18 protein-coding genes and 1 tRNA gene are annotated in these 20094 nt (G+C 53.2%); 5 read left to right on the top strand and 14 right to left on the bottom strand.

Annotation, left to right across the window (positions count from 1 at the left end):
- Positions 1 to 91: 91 nt before the first annotated feature.
- Positions 92 to 643: a GNAT family N-acetyltransferase gene (locus JK231_RS06570; RefSeq protein WP_097116596.1), complete on the top strand. Its 552-nt coding sequence runs from the start codon at positions 92 to 94 to the stop codon at positions 641 to 643.
- A 53-nt stretch (positions 644 to 696) separates the two neighbouring features.
- On the opposite strand, the gene JK231_RS06565 is transcribed toward JK231_RS06570, so the two are convergent.
- The 3 genes from JK231_RS06565 to JK231_RS06555 all read right to left on the bottom strand — a co-directional run bounded on the left by JK231_RS06565 (position 697) and on the right by JK231_RS06555 (position 2848).
- Positions 697 to 773 (bottom strand) — tRNA-Pro (locus tag JK231_RS06565).
- 72 nt (positions 774 to 845) lie between these two features.
- A complete protein-coding gene (yejM, locus tag JK231_RS06560) occupies positions 846 to 2597 on the bottom strand; it encodes an LPS biosynthesis-modulating metalloenzyme YejM (protein WP_097116597.1) in 1752 nt (583 codons plus the stop codon).
- A gap of 23 nt (positions 2598 to 2620) precedes the next feature.
- The gene (locus JK231_RS06555) at positions 2621 to 2848 is read right to left on the bottom strand and encodes a YejL family protein (protein ID WP_034824987.1); all 228 of its coding nucleotides are present in this window, start codon (positions 2846 to 2848) and stop codon (positions 2621 to 2623) included.
- 158 nt (positions 2849 to 3006) lie between these two features.
- Here JK231_RS06555 and yejK point away from each other — a divergent pair, with 158 nt between their 5' ends.
- Positions 3007 to 4011: a nucleoid-associated protein YejK gene (gene yejK / locus JK231_RS06550; RefSeq protein ID WP_211728241.1), complete on the top strand. Its 1005-nt coding sequence runs from the start codon at positions 3007 to 3009 to the stop codon at positions 4009 to 4011.
- A 56-nt stretch (positions 4012 to 4067) separates the two neighbouring features.
- On the opposite strand, the gene rplY is transcribed toward yejK, so the two are convergent.
- The gene (gene rplY / locus JK231_RS06545) at positions 4068 to 4352 is read right to left on the bottom strand and encodes a 50S ribosomal protein L25 (protein ID WP_034824983.1); all 285 of its coding nucleotides are present in this window, start codon (positions 4350 to 4352) and stop codon (positions 4068 to 4070) included.
- A 128-nt stretch (positions 4353 to 4480) separates the two neighbouring features.
- Positions 4481 to 6235, bottom strand: a complete 1755-nt coding sequence (locus JK231_RS06540) for a DEAD/DEAH box helicase (RefSeq protein WP_211728240.1) — start codon at positions 6233 to 6235, stop codon at positions 4481 to 4483.
- A 169-nt stretch (positions 6236 to 6404) separates the two neighbouring features.
- On the opposite strand from JK231_RS06540, the gene rsuA reads away from it, so the two are divergent.
- From rsuA to JK231_RS06525, 3 genes are all read left to right on the top strand, one after another.
- On the top strand, positions 6405 to 7127 hold the full coding sequence (rsuA, locus tag JK231_RS06535) for a 16S rRNA pseudouridine(516) synthase RsuA (protein ID WP_058961320.1): 723 nt from the start codon (positions 6405 to 6407) through the stop codon (positions 7125 to 7127).
- A gap of 12 nt (positions 7128 to 7139) precedes the next feature.
- A complete protein-coding gene (locus JK231_RS06530; RefSeq protein WP_211728239.1) occupies positions 7140 to 8330 on the top strand; it encodes a Bcr/CflA family multidrug efflux MFS transporter in 1191 nt (396 codons plus the stop codon).
- Between the two features lie 416 nt (positions 8331 to 8746).
- Positions 8747 to 9073, top strand: coding sequence for a hypothetical protein (locus JK231_RS06525; RefSeq protein WP_097116600.1), 327 nt, complete (start codon positions 8747 to 8749; stop codon positions 9071 to 9073).
- Here the strand turns inward: JK231_RS06525 and yejF are convergent.
- From yejF to yeiP, 9 genes are all read right to left on the bottom strand, one after another.
- Entirely contained in the window at positions 9067 to 10656 is a 1590-nt protein-coding gene (yejF, locus tag JK231_RS06520) for a microcin C ABC transporter ATP-binding protein YejF (protein ID WP_211728238.1), read from the bottom strand. The genes JK231_RS06525 and yejF overlap by 7 nt on opposite strands.
- Positions 10653 to 11678 (bottom strand): microcin C ABC transporter permease, encoded by a 1026-nt coding sequence (locus JK231_RS06515; RefSeq protein WP_211728237.1) that lies wholly within the window; start codon positions 11676 to 11678, stop codon positions 10653 to 10655. Before JK231_RS06515 ends, yejF begins: the two co-directional genes overlap by 4 nt.
- Positions 11678 to 12769, bottom strand: a complete 1092-nt coding sequence (locus JK231_RS06510) for a microcin C ABC transporter permease YejB (protein ID WP_211728236.1) — start codon at positions 12767 to 12769, stop codon at positions 11678 to 11680. Before JK231_RS06510 ends, JK231_RS06515 begins: the two co-directional genes overlap by 1 nt.
- Positions 12770 to 12779: 10 nt before the next feature.
- The gene (locus JK231_RS06505) at positions 12780 to 14588 is read right to left on the bottom strand and encodes an extracellular solute-binding protein (protein ID WP_160833475.1); all 1809 of its coding nucleotides are present in this window, start codon (positions 14586 to 14588) and stop codon (positions 12780 to 12782) included.
- A gap of 65 nt (positions 14589 to 14653) precedes the next feature.
- Positions 14654 to 16219, bottom strand: a complete 1566-nt coding sequence (locus tag JK231_RS06500) for a cyclic di-GMP phosphodiesterase (protein ID WP_211728235.1) — start codon at positions 16217 to 16219, stop codon at positions 14654 to 14656.
- Between the two features lie 298 nt (positions 16220 to 16517).
- Positions 16518 to 17093, bottom strand: a complete 576-nt coding sequence (gene mepS / locus JK231_RS06495; protein WP_034824970.1) for a bifunctional murein DD-endopeptidase/murein LD-carboxypeptidase — start codon at positions 17091 to 17093, stop codon at positions 16518 to 16520.
- A 516-nt stretch (positions 17094 to 17609) separates the two neighbouring features.
- On the bottom strand, positions 17610 to 18317 hold the full coding sequence (locus JK231_RS06490) for a phosphatase PAP2 family protein (protein ID WP_097116604.1): 708 nt from the start codon (positions 18315 to 18317) through the stop codon (positions 17610 to 17612).
- 45 nt (positions 18318 to 18362) lie between these two features.
- Complete coding sequence (locus JK231_RS06485) at positions 18363 to 19337, bottom strand: GTP-binding protein (protein ID WP_097116605.1); 975 nt, start codon at positions 19335 to 19337, stop codon at positions 18363 to 18365.
- Positions 19338 to 19432: 95 nt separating this feature from the next.
- Positions 19433 to 20005 carry an elongation factor P-like protein YeiP gene (gene yeiP, locus JK231_RS06480; RefSeq protein WP_034824964.1) on the bottom strand — a complete coding sequence of 191 codons (573 nt, stop codon included), beginning with the start codon at positions 20003 to 20005 and terminating at the stop codon, positions 19433 to 19435.
- Between the last annotated feature and the right edge of the window lie 89 nt (positions 20006 to 20094).

Genomic DNA, 20094 nt, shown 5'->3' with positions numbered 1-20094 from the left:
TGCTTTCGGTAACTGACTGATTATTTCCGAGAAGATTTCCCACTCAGGCCGTTTTACGATAATACTGAATGGGTTAACCAAGGAGGTTGTTATGGAAATACCGCGTCTGGAAACGCCCCGTTTACTGCTGCAACCGCTGCGAAGCGAAGATGCGATTCAGGTACAGCAGGTTTTCCCGCGCTGGGAAATCGTGCGGCATCTGATCGGTTCTGTGCCCTGGCCTTATCCCGCTGATGGCGCCCGTCAATATATTGAGGGTATGGCGCTGCCTGCAATGAAAGCAGGGCAGGCGTGGCACTGGAGCCTTCGCCATCGATCTGATCCCAACAGTCTGATTGGTTTAATCTCACTGCGTCTGGGGCCGGAAGATAACCGGGGATTCTGGTTGGTGCCCGAATGGCAGAAGCAGGGATTGATGAGTGAAGCCTGCGCAGCAGTCACCGAATTCTGGTTTATCCATCTCGATCAGACGCGTCTGCGTGTGCCCAAGGCGATGGATAATCTGGCTTCTCGTCGCATCTCGGAACGCACTGGCATGCGGTTAGTGGATACCTATCGCAAAACTTTTGTTGAGGGCGAGTTACCGGCGGGCACCTGGGAACTGACGCGTGACGAATGGCTGGCGCAGCGTGATAGAGGATAGCGGCCTTCAGAAAGCAAAAAAGCAACCTTAAGGGCTGCTTTTTTATAGGATTTTGGTCGGCACGAGAGGATTTGAACCTCCGACCCCGGACACCCCATGACCGTGCGCTACCAGGCTGCGCTACGTGCCGAACGTGGAGAAGTAGTCTACTGGTTCCGCTCACGATTGCAATATGCGCAGGTTTTAACTGCCTCATAATTAATCAGTTTGCGGTAAAGCGCTTCTCTTCCGTCAATACCTGTAGCAGTAATGCCAGCTGCGGTTTGTGATCCTTCAGTTTGTTACCCTGAGCATCGTAGGCGCTATAACTGCCGTTGTTATTCAGCACCAGCGTCACGGTTGGCGTAGTCACCACCAGTTTGCCCTCTTCACTACTGGCGACCCAGTTGTGACTGCGTTGAGCAGCAAACAGATCTTCACCCTGTGAATAATTGGCCGGATTGGTGCGCACGTGCAGCAGACGTTGCATCAACGTCGTCATCACATCCTGCTGATCGGTCAGACGATCGATGGTCTGCGCCGGCGTATTCGGCCAGTGCACCACCAGAGGCACCCGTAACGTTGCACGGTTGCCCGGATTATCATCATTATCCGGCGTAACCGCACGCTGGGCGGTAATCACCACCACGGTATTTTTGAGCAAATCGCGTTGCTGCAACGTCTGTAGCACGGCCGCAATTTGCTCATCAACGCTGTTAGCCTGGCGCAAATAGCTGCGCTGACGCGCTTTAATGCTTTCGCCAGTCACGTTGACGCCATCAAGTGAAATCCAGGAGAACCAGGGCGCACCCTCGGCTTTCTGGCCGTTGAGCCAGTTTTGCCATTGGTTCACCGTCGTGCTGTTTGGCTGAGCATCCGCCTCTGGCAGGCTGTAATCCGCTAACAGCGCCTGGCGATACAAGGGTTGGCTGAAACCATCGGAGGAGAACAGACCAAACTGATACCCCTGCGAATTTAGCGCACCGAGTAACGCCGAAGGCATGCGCGCGGCAAGTACGCCGTCCATATAGCTGGAGGAGATGCCGTAAAACAGCCCGAACATGCCTTTCTCCGGCGCAATCCCGGCACTGTAGTGTTGGGTAAAGCGTACGTTGTCACTGGCAAACTGATTCAGCGATGGCATTGCCTTATCCAGATTGTCATGACTCAAACCATCAACGGTTAGCAGCAGCAGGTTGTGGCGTGTGCCGCCATCGCGGAAGGTGATATCACTCAGCGGATACTGCACTGACAGCGCCTCAGGATCACCCTGTTGCACCAGACGACGCTGATACTCCTGCGCATCCAGCAAGCCATGGCGTTCAAGAAAGCGTCGCGCGGTCATCGGATAGGAGAGCGGCAGATTGGCGCGCTGCATGGTAATCGGGCGATAGAAATTGGCGTCGGCCCAGATATACAGCAGATGGCTGGCAAAGAAAGCACAGATAAACAGCGCGGCCAGCGGCTTACCAAATGAGCGTCGATTCAGGCTGCGCAGCTTCTGCCAGCTCCAGGTGGCAAACAACATCTCCACGAGGAAGATGACCGGTACGCTAATAAACATCAGCTGCCAGTCACGCGCCATCTCGCTTTGGTCGGGGTTGATGACCAACTCCCACACCACCGGATTCAGATGGAGGTGGAAGCGGTTGAATACCGCGCTATCGACCATAATCAGCGTCAGCCCGGCAGTGGCGATAATCGCCGACAGCACCCTAAGCAATCGCTGTGACATCACCACAAAGGTGAGTGGGAAGATAATCAGCAGATAACCGGCAAACACAATAAAGCTAAAGTGGCCAATCCAGCTGGTATAGGCATAAATACGGCCCGCAAGCGAGGCGGGCCAGTCGGCGACCAACAGGTAGCGGCTGCCTAAAATCAGCGCGAAGATGATGTTAAACAGGGCAAACCAGTGCCCCCAGCTGATCATCTGGGAGACTTTTTCGCGGTAGCGCTGCCGGTTGGTTACCATATTTATGAGGTCAGATCTGCAATTTAGTGGGCGTTGTCATCGCGAACGGAAGACTGCAACGCTTCCGCGAAAGATTTCGCCAGGCTGCGGCGCTGGGCCGGCGAGACACTGGTGTTAATCAAATTGGTTACCATGTTCCCTAACACCATCAGGGAAAGGTCGGTTGGCGCTTTGTCTTTTTCAAGAATCTGCGCCATCTGCGCGAGAAGCTTCTCTACGCGCTCGTCGCTATAACGGGATGATTGTGGCATATCGTCGACTAATCAAGTGTGAAAAGGCGGTATATTACCGTAACAACGCGCTTTTTTCCGCAATTAAATCGCAAGCAGAGCGATCAGTTTGTGCGTGGAGTTGAAAGCAGCGGCGGGCGGTGTTTGAATACGCGCCTGAGCCCAAAGGAGAGTCTACCATGAGTCTGGATATCGACCAGATTGCCCTGCATCAGTTAGTCAAACGTGATGAAAACCAGCTTGAGGTGGTCCTGCGCGACACTTTGCTGCCCGCGACCCGTGCGGTAGAAGAGATGGCAGAAGAGCTGCATCGGGTGTACAGCGCCAAAAGCAAAGCCTATGGCCTGTTTAATGAAGAGAGTGAACTGGCCGATGCGCTGCGCAATTGCCGCAAAGGGGAAGATGACTTTCTGGCCTTTAGCCGTGCCGCGACCGGGCGTCTGCGTGATGAGCTGGGCAAATATCCGTTTGCGGAAAGTGGCGTGGTGCTGTTCCTGCACTATCGCTATCTGGCGGTGGAGTATTTGCTGGTGGCGATGCTGAGCAGCCAGTCAAGCATGCGCGTCAATGAACAACTGGATATTAGCAGCACTCATTATCTCGATATTAATCATGCGGATATTGTGGCGCGTATCGATCTTACTGAATGGGAAACCAACCCAGAATCCACCCGTTATCTGACCTTCCTGCGTGGACGCGTCGGGCGCAAAGTGGCCGATTTCTTTATGGATTTCCTCGGTGCCAGCGTTGGACTCGATACCAAAGCACAGAACCGGGGGTTGCTGCAGGCGGTAGATGATTACTGCGCGGAATCGAATCTCGATAAGAACGAGCGCCAGAACTATCGTCAGCAGGTTTACAGCTACTGCAACGACCAACTGCAGGCGGGTGAGGAGATTGCGCTGGAAGATCTTTCCAGTGAACTGCCGCCGCTGGGAGAGAAAACCTTCCAGGCCTTTACCCAGGAGCAGGGTTATGAGTTGGAAGAGCATTTCCCGGCTGACCGTAGCACATTACGCCAGTTGACCAAGTTTGCTGGCAGCGGTGGCGGCCTGACGCTGAATTTTGATGCCATGCTACTGGGCGAGCGCATTTTTTGGGATCCCGCGACCGATACCCTGACCATCAAAGGCACACCGCCTAATCTGCGCGATCAGTTACAGCGCCGAACCAGCGGTAACTGATTTTCAGGCAAAAAAAACGCCGCGTAAGCGGCGTTCTCTTTTCAACTCGTTGGCGATTAAGCGCGAACGAAGTCGATGTGGTGCAGTTTTGGCTTGAACGGATGACGCTGTACCGCCTGAGCTTTAACTTTAACTTCTTTACCATCAACAACGATGGTCAGCACGTCGGTGTAGAACTCAGGCTTAGCCTGCAGGTTCATTACAACGTCGTGGTCCAGTTCGATAGCAACTGGCGCTTCGTTTCCGCCATAGATGATGGCTGGGAATTTATTTGCTACACGCAGACGGCGGCTCGCACCCTTACCCTGCTCTTTACGTACTTCAGCGTTGAAAGTGGTCATTTGATTTCTCTTCAATCATTTCTGCTACAGGCGACCCAGCAACAGACGGTTATTCATATGCTTTTACGGATGCAAAAGCGGGCGGCATTATAGCCGCAATAGAAGACGCGGGCAAATGATTCCGTCGCTTAACGCAGCTCATTCGCGCGTCGATAACGTCCTTGATAATCGAATATCTTCTCGCGAATTTGCCAGAAATGACCTTTCGCGCGTGCCACCACAAAATCGGGATGACGCAGCAGTGGCTGCAAAGCGATAACATCCGCAGCCGTTTGCCAACCGAGTTCCACGCCGGGTGCGCGCTGGTGTGGGCGCATAAACAGCTGCTCGAAGGCTTTACGTTGAGCAGGCGTTTGCAGACGAAAACGTTCACTGACGCTGGTGCCATCTTCATCAAAGTAGGTCGCTTTTAGCCATTCGCCTTTCTCGTCGCGCCCTTGCTCCAGCGTCATACCGCCGCAGCGCAGCACACGTGCATCTTTAAGTTTTAGCGCGGCTTTCAACATATCATCAGGGTCGACCATAATACGATCGCACTGATGACAGCAGCGGGCCGCAATATCGTTTTCTGCACCGCAGTCGGGACAACTTTTAAAGCGGAAGCGATAGTCGCACTGTTCACGATTGCCCTCATCATCCTCCATCACGCCCTGACACCGACGGCCAAAATGTTCAATGATATGGCCATCTTCGGTGGTTTTTCCCCAGAAGGTATTGGCGAAACCACAGGCTGGGCAGAACACTTGCACCGGCTGATTGTCACTGGCGCCTTTTGGCGTGCCGACTTCCGGTGTAAAGAGATCGTGCGGATTGCCAGCATAATCGAGGATCAGGCAGTCGGTTTTGTTTGGTGACAAACGCAGGCCGCGCCCGACAATCTGTTGATACAAACTGACCGATTCGGTGGGGCGCAATATGGCGATAAGATCTACATGCGGCGCATCAAAGCCGGTGGTCAGTACCGCCACGTTCACCAGAAACTTTAACTGCTGTGCTTTAAATTCGCTGATCAAGCGGTCACGTTCTTTCACCACTGTTTCCGCTGAGACTAATGCACTGTTTTCCGGCAACAGAGAAAGAATTTCACGCGCATGTTCTACCGTGGCGGCGAATACCATCACGCCACGACGATCCTCCGCGAACTCCACGATCTGTCTGATGATGTGCGGCGTGACGCGATTCTGCTGCTTTAATTCGCGATTGAGATCGGCTTCGCTGAATAAACCGTTATTTTGCGGGATCAGGCGGCTGAAATCGTACTGTACGACCGGCATATCCAGCCGTTCGGGTGGCACAAGGAAACCGTGCTTGATCATGTAGCGCAGCGGCAATTCATAAATACAGTCACGGAATAGCGCGTGCTGATCGCCGCGCACCATGCCGTGATAGTGAAACTGATAAATCCAGCCTTTACCGAGGCGAAAGGGCGTCGCGGTGAGCCCCAGCAGGCGCAGTTGAGGATTATGCTGCCGCAGATGGGCGAACAGCTGCTGATACTGACTCTCTTCGTTGTCGCTGATGCGGTGGCACTCATCGACGATCACCAGAGAAAAGGCGCTGTCGAAGCGATCCAGATTGCGCGCCACGGATTGCACGCTGCCAAATACCACTTTGCTTTCGCTCTGTTTGCGCTGTAAACCGGCGGCAAAAATATCGGCTTCCAGACCATACGCCTGATATTTGCTGTGGTTCTGCTCGACCAACTCTTTCACATGCGCCAGCACCAGCACGCGGCCTCGGGCAATGCGCGCCAGTTCAGCAATCACCAGACTTTTACCGGCACCCGTCGGCAGCACAATCACGGCGGGCGCATCGTGGCGGCGAAAATGCTGGAGCGTGGCGTCAACCGCCTCTTGCTGGTACGGGCGCAGGGTGAAGGACATCAGGGCAAACTTTTTTCTTCAAACGGACACGCATTATGCCATGAAAACAGCTGAAACGCAGGCGCGGTACTGTTAGCAGGCGAAGGATCAAGCTATACTGCCCACACTTTTTTAACGGTTTAAAAACGCCGTTTCAGTTCCCTCCGTAGTAACAGGCAAAAGCGAATTCATGCGACTCGAAAAATTCATATCTCAGCAGCTGGAAGTCAGCCGTGCTATCGCTGGCCGCGAAATCCGCGCCAGGAAAGTCACCATTAACGGCGAAGTGGTTCGCGACGCGGGCTACAAAGTGTTGCCAGATGACGAAATCGAATACGACGGCAACCCCCTGGTGGTGCAAACCGGCCCACGCTACTTCATGCTGAATAAGCCGCAGGGCTATGTCTGCTCCACTGACGATCCCGATCATCCTACCGTGTTGTTCTTCATGGAAGAACCGGCTGCTTTTAAGCTGCATGCGGCGGGCCGTCTGGATATCGACACCACCGGTCTGGTGCTGTTGACGGACGATGGTCAGTGGTCACACCGTATTACCTCTCCGCGCCATCACCTGGAAAAAACCTATCTGGTTGAAGTGGAAGAGCCGATTGATCCTGCGCTGGTGGAGAAGTTCGCGACGGGGATTCAACTGCACAATGAGAAAGAACTGACCAAACCGGCGGTGCTGGAAATCCTCGATGAAAAAGCCGCTCGTTTAACTATCACGGAAGGCCGCTATCATCAGGTCAAACGCATGTTTGCCGCGATGGGTAATCATGTGTCCGCGCTGCATCGCGAAAGCATTGGCGAGATTGTGCTGGATGACGACCTGGCTGAAGGTGAATACCGTGAACTCACGGAAGAAGAGGTCGACAGCATCGGCCTGCCAGAAGAGCTGAAAAAACGCAAATAGCGGGAGAAAGCGGTGCGTAAGGAAAAGAATTCACCGGTAGGGTTGGTCGTGATTCTGGGATTGCTGGCGATGCTGATGCCGCTCTCCATTGATATGTATTTGCCGGCAATGCCGCAAATCGCACGCGAATTTGCCGTTTCGGCAGGCAGCGTGCAGATGACGCTGAACCTTTACATTCTGGGGTTTGCTATCGGGCAGTTGGTGTATGGCCCGCTGGCGGACAGCTACGGACGTAAACCGGTGATTGTGCTGGGCACGCTGATCTTTGCCTGCGCCGCGGCGGCATGTGCCTTGTCGCAGTCCATTGATCAACTGATCTTTATGCGCTTCCTGCACGGCTTGTCGGCGGCAGCGGCCAGCGTGGTGATTAACGCGCTGATGCGAGACAGTTACTCGAAAGAGGATTTCTCGCGCATGATGTCGTTTGTCATGCTGGTCACCACCATTGCACCGTTACTGGCACCCATTATCGGCGGTTGGCTGTTGCTGCTGTGGAACTGGCACGCGATTTTCTGGACGCTGGCTGTGGCCGCATTGATCACTACCGTACTGGTGGTGACGCAGATCCGCGAGACGCTCAAGCCTGAACTGCGGCAGCGCTTCCATTTGCGAACCACGCTGAGTAACTTCGTCGCGCTGGTGCGCCATAAACGTGCGTTCAGCTACATGCTGGCAAGCGGCTTCTCCTTTGCGGGATTGTTTACCTTCCTCAACGCCGGGCCTTTTGTTTACATCGAAGTGAATCACGTTTCACCGCAAAACTTTGGCTGCTACTTTGGCCTTAACGTGGTGTTCCTGTTTGTCATGACGCTGATCAACAGCCGCGCGGTACGCCGCTTCGGGCCTTTGGCGATGTTCCGTATCGGACTGATCATACAGTTTGCGATGGGCATCTGGCTGCTGATTGCTAGCGCGCTGGATTTAGGTTTCCTGTCGCTGGTGTTTGGCGTGGCGATGTTTATCGGCTGCGTCTCGACGGTTTCTTCGAACGCGATGGCGGTGATTCTCGATGAGTTTCCGCATATGGCGGGCACCGCATCGTCACTGGCCGGTACTTTGCGCTTTGGCGTGGGTGCGCTGGTGGGGGCATTGCTGTCACTGGTGAGTATTAACAGCGCCTGGCCAATGGTGGCGACCATTGCCCTATGCGCAACCGTATCCATTGTGTTGTTTAGCTACGCCGCACGTCCACGCCACGCTTAAATCTGCACTTTCCTCTTACGGCGCGGTTGATCGCGGAGTTTACTGGTTTTTAGAGCCATTGAAATCGCGAATAAAAAACCGCGCCGTTGTCACATTCCCTCTTGCCGTATGCGATGAATTCTTCACGTTCACTCGCGAATCCCTACATTTTCGTTATGCTTAATGTTTCCATAATGTGAAAATTTAGGTGTAAAAAAGTAACTATATTGCGTCTAAAATGATTGTTAACTGCCGCCGAACAAGGTACACATAGGCATAAATGCGAGAAAGCTCGCAAATAATAACTTTGCTACATGCTTTGTGTTTAAAACGAGAAGGCAAACCTTGACGTCCGTATTCTGAGTTTACCAGGTAGGGATTCACTGCGTAATCGCCGTCGTCGTGAATAAGCGTTAACGTCTCTGGGGACTGTAATTATGCTGCAACTTTCGGTTATGCATCGCTTACCGCAACATTATCGTTGGTCAGCCGACCATGTCGGTGAAATTGAACGTCAGGAAGCGGTCAACGGTGTGCACGATGAAGATCTCGTCGCACTGCGTCTGTTAAGTCACGATGGCCATCCGGCGCTGGAAATTCTGCACCAGTTGCAAGAGACGCTGGCGCAGATTCAGGTCGATTGCAAAATTGCCCTGTGTGAAGGGCAGCCCTGTTTACTGATTCAGCGCGGTGACGAAAGTACCACCAACTGCTGTCTGAAAAATCAGGGCGTTGCCATCGCAGAGACCTTTGAAGGTCACTGAGTTAACGATTCGCCCTGCGCGGAGGCTAAAAGCTGACGCGTATAATCGCTGGCCGGTGCGTTAAACAACGCTTCGCATTCTCCCTGTTCCACTACTTCCCCCTGGCGCAGCACAATTAGCTGATGGCAGAGTGCGCGCACCACCTGCAAATCATGGCTAATAAACAGATACGCTAACTGGTGCTGCTGCTGTAAACGACGCAGCAGGGTGAGAATTTGCTTCTGCACTGAGCGATCCAGCGAAGAGGTCGGTTCATCCAGCACGATTAACTGCGGCTCAAGAATCAGCGCTCTGGCAATGGCGATACGCTGACGTTGTCCACCGGAAAACTCTGCGGGGTAGCGTGAACGGCTCTCTGCATCCAGTCCCACTTCCTGCATCACGGCAATCACTTTCGCTTCCTGCTCGGCGGCACTTAGTTCAGGACGATGTACTGCCAGCCCTTCTGCAATCACCTGTTGTACCGTCATGCGCGGATTGAGTGATGAGTTGGGATCCTGAAACACCACCTGAATATGCGGACGCAGCGGCAAAAGCTGTTTACGCGATAGGCTATGCAGCGGCTGACCGTCAAACCAAATCTCACCGCGCGCGGTAATCAAACGCAGCAGCGCCAATCCGGTGGTGCTTTTGCCTGAACCGGATTCCCCCACCAAACCAAGGCTTTCACCCCGGCGCAGTGTGAAGTTGAGATCGCTGAGCACGGTTTTTTCCGCCACGCTGCGTTTGAACAATCCGCGTTTAATCGGAAAGCCCACGTGCAGGTTTTTAACCTGCAGCAGCGGCTGTGCATCGTTAAGCGGCACAGGCTGACCATCCGGTTCGGCGGCGAGTAATTCACGCGTATAAGGATGCTCGGGCTGGCTGAACAGCGGCTTGCATAGATTGTGCTCCACTTCCCGACCCTCGCGCATCACCGTGACACGATGCGCCAGCTGGCGGACGATATTGAGATTGTGGGTGATGAACAGCATGCCCATATTCAGTTCGCGCTGCAGTTCACGCAGCAAGCGCAGAATTTGTGCCTGCACCGTGACATCCAGCGCGGTGGTGGGCTCATCGGCAATCAGCAGTTTGGGCTGCGTCAGTAACGCCATGGCAATCATCACGCGCTGGCGTTCCCCACCTGACAGCTGATGCGGGAAATCGCCGAGGCGTGATGCCGCATTGCGGATGCCGACGCGATCGAGGCAGCTAAGAATTTCGCCGCGCGCCGCTTCTTTACGCATCCCACGATGCAAAGACAGCACCTCATACAGCTGCTTCTCAACGTTGTGCAGCGGGTTGAGCGACACCATCGGTTCCTGGAAAATCATCGCCATCTGATTGCCACGCAGACCGCGCATCTCGCGCTCGCTGGCCTGCAAGATATTTTGGCCATTGAACAGGATCTCACCTTGCGGATAGGTCACAGGCGGCTGCGGCAGCAGGCGCATAATCGAGAGCGCCGTGACGCTTTTTCCTGAACCAGATTCACCGACCAGCGCCAGGGTTTCACCGGCATCAATCTGCAGTGAGATATCTTCCACCACGCGGCGCTGATTGAAGGCCACGGCAAGATGGTTGACGCTTAACAGGCTCATTTCACCCCCCGGCTGGGATCAAAGGCATCACGCACCGCTTCACCAATAAAAATCAGCAGCGAGAGGAGCAGGGCGAGGGCGAAGAAGCCGGAAAGCCCCAGCCACGGCGCCTGTAAGTTGTTTTTGCCCTGTAACAGCAGTTCGCCCAGCGAAGGGGAGCCCACTGGCAGGCCGAAACCAAGGAAATCCAGCGAGGTCAGAGTGGTAATCGAACCGCATAAAATAAAGGGCAGGAAAGTGAGTGTGGCTACCATCGCATTCGGCAACATGTGGCGCAGCATAATGCGTCCATCGCTGACGCCGAGCGCGCGTGCCGCACGCACATAATCAAAGTTACGTGTGCGCAGAAACTCCGCTCGCACCACGCTCACCAGGCTCATCCAGCCAAATATCACGGTGACCAGCAATAGCCACCAGAAGCCGGGTTGAATCACGCTCGAAAGCAAAATCAGTAAAAATAGCGATGGCATGCCAGACCACACCTCAATCAGACGCTGGCCAACTAAATCGACACGACCACCAAAATAGCCCTGCACCGCACCGATTACGATACCGATCACGCTGGAGAACAGGGTCAGCAAGATCCCGAACAGCAGCGAGATGCGCGTGCCATATAGCAAACGCGCCAGCACATCACCGCCATTGGCGTCGGTGCCGAGCCAGTTCTGCTTCGAAGGCGGAGAAGGGAAGGGCACATCGGTGGCGAAATTAATGGTGCTGTCACTGAAACGAATCGGTGCCCACAGCGCCCATCCCTGCTGATCGATCCGCTGTTTTAGCCACGGGTCCTGGTAATCGGCAGGGGTGGCAAAGTCGCCGCCAAAATCACTCTCGCTGTAATTGAACAACAGCGGCATATACCAGCGTTGCTGATAGTGCACCAGTAGTGGCTTGTCATTGGCCAGCAACTCCGCACCGAGTGAAAGCAGAAAAATCACCAGAAAAATCCACAGCGACCAGTATCCACGGCGGTTATAACGAAAGCGCTGCCAGCGTTGCTGGTTGATTAGCGATAAGCCCATTAGCGCCCCTCAAAATCGATGCGCGGATCGACCAGCGTATAGGTCAGATCGCTGAGAATGTTCATCAGCAAGCCGATCAGCGTGAAGATATACAGCGTGCCAAACATCACCGGATAGTCGCGTTGAATGGTGGCATCGTATCCCAGCAAACCGAGTCCGTTGAGAGAGAACATCACCTCAATCAATACCGAGCTGGTAAAGAACATGCTGATAAAGGTGGCAGGGAAACCGGCGATCACCAGCAGCATGGCGTTGCGGAATACGTGGCCGTACAAAATACGTTTTTCATCCAGCCCTTTCGCGCGAGCGGTGACCACATATTGTTTGCGGATCTCATCGAGGAATGAGTTTTTGGTCAACATGGTTAGAGTGGCAAAACCGCCAATCACCGTGGCCAGTACCGGCAGCGTGATGTGCCAGAGATAGTCGCCAATCTTGCTGTACCACGGCAACGTATCAAACTGCGGCGAGGTCAGCCCGCGAAGTGGGAACCAGTCGAAATAGCTGCCCCCGGCAAACAGCACAATCAGCATGATGCCGAAGAGAAAGGCCGGGATGGAGTATCCAATGATGATAAAGGTACTGCTCCAGATATCGAAAGCGCTGCCGTTGCGCACTGCCTTTTTAATCCCCAACGGAATCGAGACCAGATAAATGATCAACGTACTCCACAAGCCCAGGCTGATGGAAACCGGCAAGCTCTCTTTGATCAGCTGCAGCACCGAGGCGCTACGGAACAAACTGTCGCCAAAATCAAAACGAATATAGTTCCACAGCATTTCGCCATAGCGCTGCAGCAGCGATTTATCAAAACCGTAGCGGTGTTTGATCTCGGCGATCACCTCAGGATCAAGGCCACGCGCGCCGCGATATTGGCTGTCGCCCGGATTATCATGCGCCAGCGCACCGCGCCCGCCGACATCTCCAGCACTACCCGAGGAAAAACCGGAGCTATGACCAAATTGCGCATTCGCCAGCGCCTGATCCACCGGTCCACCGGGCGCAATCTGCACGATAAAAAAGTTCAGGGTGATGATCGCCCACAGTGTGGGAATAATCAGCAGCAACCTGCGCAGGAAATAGGAACCCAAACCGCTCTCCTCAGCGTCTGTCGGCCGGCAATTGTGCGGCTTTGTTCACGTCATACCACCAGTTCTCTAACCCGGTTGCATACGCGGGTTTGATTTCAGGGCGGGAAAATTTATCCCAGTATGCCAGCCTCTGTTCGGCGTTGTACCACATCGGGATCATATAGGCATTCCATAACAGAATGCGATCCAGTGCCTGGCCCAGTGGCAGTAGCGCTTTTTCATCGCCCTGATGTTCGACGATCTGCTGCACAAAGTGATCCACGATGGGATCTTTCACCCGTGGCGTGTTCCACGAGGAGGCAATGTATTGCGACTGCCAACTGATACGTAAGTTGGTGGAGGGCCATGGATTGGCCTGATACAGCGTTGGGATCATATCGTAATCGCCTTCGCGTAAACGGCGCAGATACTGCGAGCTATCAATTTGCCGCAACTCCACCTGAATCCCCAAACGCTGCAGGCTATGCTGGAACGGCAGCGCCCAGTCGTTCTGCGTGCCGCTGCGCATCAGCAGTTCAAAGCGGAAGGGCTGTCCGGTCTTATCGTTTACCAGATGCTGATTCTTAATCTGCCAGCCCGCTTCTTTTAGTAGCTTCATGGCTTTTAGCAGATTGCCGCGATCGAATCCGCTGCCATCGGAACGCGGCGGTGCATAGTCGTTGTTGAACACTTCAGCGGGCAGCTGCGCTTTGTACGGTGCCAGCAGAATGAGCTGGTCGGCTTTAGGGTAATCTTTGGCCGCATAGGCGGTGTTCTGGAAATAGCTATCAGTGCGTTTGTACGCCCCGTAAAACAGCGCTTTGTTCATCCACTCGAAATCGAACGCCAGCGTCAGCGCCTCACGCACCCGACGGTCAGCAAACAGCGGTTTTTCATTGTTAAAGGCCAGCCAGCGAGTATCGGTGGAGACGGTATTCGGCGTGGTGGCTTTCACGATGGCGTGGCTATCAAAGTTACGCCCGCGGTATTGCGTGGCCCACTTCTTCGCCGAACCCTCTTCGCGCAGATCGGAGGCGCCGGCTTTGAAGGCTTCAAAGGCGACATTGTCATCAAGATAGTAATCGTAGCGCAGCGTATCAAAGTTAAAACGTCCCCGATTGACCGGCAGATTTGCCGCCCAGTAGTTTTTCACCCGACTGTATTGAATGAACTGACCTGGCTTATAAGACGTGATGCGATAGGGGCCGCTGGAGAGCGGGGGATAGCCGATCGGCTCGTTGAATTTTTTATTCTGCCAGAAGGCTTGCGGCAATACCGGCAGCGTTAACCAGCTCAGGATCATATCCTTGTCCGGTTTCGGCATGTCGATACGCACGGTGAGATTGTTGAGCGCTTTCACTTCAACTCCACGGAACGCCACGCGGAACTGCGGCACACCTTCGGTCATAAATTTCTGGAAGGTGAAAGCGACATCTTTGGCGGTGATCGGGCTGCCGTCCTGAAAACGCGCATGCGGATTGATGGAGACTTCCATCCAGTGATAATCGCTGGGATAGCGGGCGGATTCAGCAATCAAGGGATAGTAGCTGCCAGGCTCATCATCGGAGGTGGTGAACAGCCCGTCATACAGCGTATCGGTTCCGACGCCAGGATTACCGCGTGAAGCAAAGCGATTGAAGTTATCGTAAGTGCCCACCACCGCGATGGTCATCTTGCCGCCTTTAGGCGCAGCGGGATTCGCGTAATCATAATGGGTGAAATTCACCACATACTTCGGTTCGCCCAGCTTGGCAAAGGCATAACTCTCATTGATGGTTTCCGCATGCAGTGGCGCGATGGCGCTACAAACCAACAACGCGGTGACAAGACGCAGCAGCATAAGTGGGGCGCTCTCCTTAAATAATCCGCACTGAATGGTAGCAGTTTCGTGACGATAGCGTGACGTTAACCGAGTGCTGCCTGACGTTGGTAATAACTGATCAGGTTTTCCGGACGCAGCGGGCGGCTGAATAAATATCCCTGCAGATGTGTCACCCCACGGTTCACCAGCCACGCTGCCTGATCGCCGGTTTCAACGCCTTCTGCCACGGTTTTGAGATTGAGCTTCTTCGCCAGCAGCAATACCGCGTCCAGTACCGGTGAGGTCACCGTTTCGGTACCAATACTCTGTACAAAACCGCGATCAATTTTGAGGTAGTCAAACGGATAGCGTTCAAGATAGATCAATGCGCTGTGGCCAGTGCCGAAGTCATCAATGGCAATTTTAATATCCTGCTCATGCAGCCAGGCAAAAATCTCGCCAGCATTTCTTTCGCCCACCATGGTGCGTTCGGTGATTTCAAAAACATAGTTGAAGTGGTCTTTTGGCATGTCGGCAATCCACTCCTGCACATGCTGACGAAAACTTTCTGATGCGAGGTGCAGAGGGGAAAGGTTCAGGCTCATACGCGTGCCGCGCGGCAGTTGCTGGCAGAGGAACTTCGCATCGCGTGCCACCAGCTTAAACAAATGCTGAGTCAGGGGAATAATCAGATTTTGCGCTTCGGCGTTGCTAATAAAGGCATCGGGGGGAATCATTCCCTCGGTGGGATGTGTCCAGCGCAGTAGTGCTTCAACGCCATACGGTTGCCCATCGTGGGCGGTGACCAGGGGCTGATATTCAACATGAAACTGACCACGTTTAATGCCCTGCATAATCTCTTTGCCAGGACGCTGATACAGTGTCAGCAGCAGCCAGCTACCCGCACTCATAAACAGGGCTGAGAGGAGGCCGGTCAGCAGGATCAGATGATAATCGCGTTGCGCCAGCGTCGTACCGTACAGCACGAAGCGCATGCCATTATCTTTAAAACTCATTTCTTTCAAGGCTGGTGGTAAATCGTGGATGTTCACCACCTGATTCTTGCCACTCATCAGGGCTTTATCGCCAATCACCAACGCCATACCGGTGATTTCGGGATGATAAGAAGCCAGCAGCTGATAAGGCGTCAGGCTGATATTCATGGTGGCGAGAATGCCGGTCTCAGCTGAGCCTGGATTCTTCATCCACAACGCCAGCGCCGGTTTGGTTGGCAAGAGGGGCGTGCCTTCCAGTAAGCGTAAATCGCGATCGCGCTCCAGTTCCGATTGTGGCGAAATATCATTCGCAGGCAGCAGAAAGGCGCCGGTAGCAGATGAACAATAGGCATTACTGTTACGTACCAGCAAAATCGCGCGGATATTGCCGGCAAAGGCGGCACGTGAAGTGAGTTCGCGGCTGACGCTACTGCATTCAAGCTGGGTGTATTGTTGCAATGGATAAAGGGTATCCACCAGGGTCGACATCACCTGTTGTAGATCGTCGCGGCTATGGATCAGCAACTGTTCATGTTGTTGTACTCGTTTTTGCCAGGTGAGCGTCAGCAGTACGATGACAAACAACAGAAAGAACACACCGCCGATGATCGCACTACTCCAGGCGATACGGCGCGAATAGGTTGCATGACGTTTTAACGTCCCCGACAGTGGCATGGAGTGCATTCCCCTTTATGGCGCCATTATTATTATGTAAATCGTGCACTACTGCTCGCTGGTGTCTGGCGTAAAACATTGCATCAGGACGGGTTTTTTCAGCCGACGAAGACGCAACAATTTGCTGCCAGTAAGCAAACGAGAATATAACGAGGAAGCGCGAAAAGTCTCGTTATATTTCTGATTCTCAATTACTTTTTATCTATCGGATTTGCGTTAAGAAACGGCAGGCGAAAAAAAACGCTGCCTGGGCAGCGTTTTCTGATTCTCTGGCTGAGAGGATCTTCAAAAGGATACGTTAGCTAGGGTTTTTAGCTAAAACCCTGCGGGCTTCACGGTAACGCGTTTTCCAGTAACTGTCGTTTAAACTGGAGATCATCACACCACTGCTGGTGGACGCGTGAACGAAGTTATCGTTACCCAGATAGATGCCAACGTGTCGTCCGGTAGAACCGGCACGGAACAGCACTAAATCACCCGGGCGCAGTTTGCCGCGAGAAATCTCTTTGCCCGTATCCTGCTGTTCTGACGTTGAACGGGGTAAATCTAAACCGAACTGCTCGCGAAAGGTGCGCTGAACAAAAGCAGAACAATCAATGCCGCGTTTGGTGTCGCCGCCTAAGCGATAACGAACACCTTTCCAGTCACTGTACTGTTCCATGATGCGGGACTTAACGTCCACATTCTGCACCATTTGTTCAAATTCGTCCTGAGACGCTTGAAGTAAAAAACCATTCTGGTTGTTAACTTCATGATTCTCGTTATTCGCGTTCTGACCGTTATGCGTACTACTACATGCCGATAAGAGTGTTGCTAATGCTACTGCGGGAAGGATCCGCCTGAGGTATCTCAGTATTGGTTGAGACTTGACCATTATACGTGTGTTCCTTTGAAGTCCTTACGACACAATGTCGCCAGCCAGATGACAAAACGGGTTTGAGATTAATAAGAGCTAAGGCTTAAGACAATTCCTTAATTACTAAAATGTGTTAATGAACACATTTTTGTTGCATAAGGCACCGAATTTTATGCTGCACTCTAAGTAATCGCGTTTGAGGTTAACCGATTACAGACCGCGTGGCGAGTGCTTTTATATAAATTTTTATAGCTTTTATTGATGTGAAATCAATCCGTAACACAATGGTTACTTTATCAACGATTGGTAGCGATTTAATAGCCAATAAGGCGGGTTTTCAGGGGGTAATTCCAGCGCTAGGGCTGATTTTGAGAGGCTTCTGGCTGGGCAAGCCAGGAAAAAGGCGATTGTTACGCGTTTTGCATCATAATGTTTTCTTTTAATAGAAAAACGTTAGCCTGCTAATAATGTATTTCTGAATTCGATAAGCGCGGATGATCGACTTTTCTACTTATTGTCATCCGCGCTTAACAATTATGTGCGTGGCTTATATTTCCCTGGCAGGGCGCGATTGAGCCAATTCACCAGTTTGTCACTGAGCGGAGTTAATAAACACCAGCTCAACCCCACCAGAATCACCGACATCGATCCCACCGCAATATCGGTAAACCAGTGAGAACCCGCCATCACCCGCGGCAGTGCAAATACCACCACAATCACTAAACCCACCAGGAAAGCGCGAAAGCCAAAATAACGCCACATAAAGCAGGCAAAAATAATCAGCATCATGCCGTGATCGCCTGGGAAGCTATTACTGGAGGCATCTTTCGCCGGAATCCCTGTCAGTTCACTCACGCGATGCACGTTGTCAAAGAACAGCGTTGGGCTGGCGTGTTGCACGGGGATCAAATGACCCAATTGATTGAGCACCACGGCGGTGAGCAGCATGGTGATACCAATGGCCAGCATGCGGCGGCGGCCCTGTGGCGTTTCACGACGCCAGAACCACAGATACAGCAGACCCATCGCCAGCAGCGATACCGCATCAAAGCCACGGTAATTGGTGATCGCCACCAGCAAAGCGAAACCGTGGTGATCCACCATCTTATCGTTAAAGCTAAAGAAGATGGCTTTATCAATACCAAACCAGAAACCATGGTCTGGCGGCAGATACCACGAGAAGAACAGCATGATCCCCAATGCATTCAGCAGCAGGATGGTGATTAAACGAGACGCGCGCATAAGAAATAGACTCAAAAAGAAAAATAACGGGGCAACCTAACGCAGCTAATTTAAACGAATCTTCAACAAGGTTGATTGCAAAACGTTCCAGTCCACAGATTGGTGGTGGATTAACTCGATACGGCTGTCCGGCGGTGTGGTGGGGCGCGTTTCCATAAAGAAGTCGTCACCCTGACGATTAATGTTCACCAGACCGTCTGGTGTGCGCAGTACACCTTTGACGCGATCCACCGGTGCAAGCCGCGCCCACTCTAGCGCCGGGATGGTATCGAACACGGTATCACCATCAAAAATCCAGCCACAGGAAGCATAGCCCTGGCCTTCATTTAATGCACGGCGCCAACGTGCGGAACCCTCAAGTTTCAGTGCTGCCAGTCCTTTTGGACGTGAAGTATGATGATGATGGGCCGCTTCAGGAACCGCACGATCCGTCAACGCGGGCTGGCTGAGCAGGGCGGGGTCGACTTTACCCCAGGCCGACTCGACCAGTTGGCGATCGCCCAGGTTGTCCTGTTGCCACTGCTGCAAGCGCTGACGATCTTCCTCGCTCCAGCGATCGCTCTTATTGGCGACGATAATATCGGCGGCGGTCAGTTGATCGCGGAAGTTTTCATTCTCGACGACACGCGTGTCGGCTAACTGGCGCGCATCAAGCAGCGTGATGGTGGCATCAACCTGAATCCAGGGTTGATACACAGCGGCGCGCAGCATATCCAGCAGTTGTTTAGGGTGGCCAAGGCCGGTGGGTTCGATAATCAGACGATCGGGCTTATTTTGCTTTAACAGCATATTGAGTCCGACCTGCAGTGGCAGGCCGTTCACGCAACACATGCAACCGCCAGGAATTTCCTTCAGCGTGGCACCGCGATCGGCGAGCAGTGCGCCGTCGATGCCTACTTCGCCAAACTCGTTGACCAGAATCGCCCAATTTTCATTGGCCGGTTTATGGGCTAACAGATGCAGCAGAGTAGTGGTTTTGCCGCTGCCGAGAAATCCGGTGATTACATTAACGCGCGTCATTACAGGCTCCATTTTCAGGCGCGCGGACAACATACCCGGCGCGCACGACGTTGTTATACTATAACAACCTTCAGCGGCCGGATAAAATCGTGCGGTTAGTCCGCGCGACTCATATAGCGGCGTTCAGCCACGTGAATACGGATGCGATCGCCATTGCTCAGGTATTCCGGTACCTGGATCGACAAGCCGGTGCTCATGCCCGCGGGTTTGGTGCGTGCGCTGGCGGAAGCGCCTTTAATGCCTGGTGAAGTATCGACAATTTCCATGTCCACGGTCTGTGGCAGTTCCAGCGCCAGCACCTGACCTTCCATCGTTAACACCTGGATGCCAGGAATGCCGCCTTCAGGGATGAACAGCAGTTCTTCTTCAATCTGATCTTTCTTGAAGCTATAGGGCGTGTAATCTTCATCATCCATAAACACGTACTCGTCACCGTCTATATAAGAGAAGGTCACGGCGCGACGGCTAAGCTGAATGGCATCGATAATATCGTCACCCTTGAAGCGCTCTTCCACTTTCAGGCCAGTGCGCACGTCGGTAAAACGCATCTTATAGAGGGTGGCAGCACCGCGTGCGCTTGGGCTCTGGACATCAATGTCCTTTACCAGCAACAGTTTGCCGTTCCAGGTAACAGCCATTCCTTTTTTGATTTCATTTGCCTTTGGCATGGGGATAACTCGCTGTGAAAAGGTTAATGCGCGCCACGTTACTCGCGCCGTGAAAAACAGGCAAGGGAGGCAGTGTAAAATTGTTGCCC

The organism is Pantoea sp. JGM49, from assembly GCF_018257655.1.
Taxonomy (GTDB): domain Bacteria; phylum Pseudomonadota; class Gammaproteobacteria; order Enterobacterales; family Enterobacteriaceae; genus Pantoea; species Pantoea communis.
The sequence above is the reverse complement of the archived record's forward strand: the minus strand, read 5'-3'. Positions and strand labels throughout refer to the sequence as shown.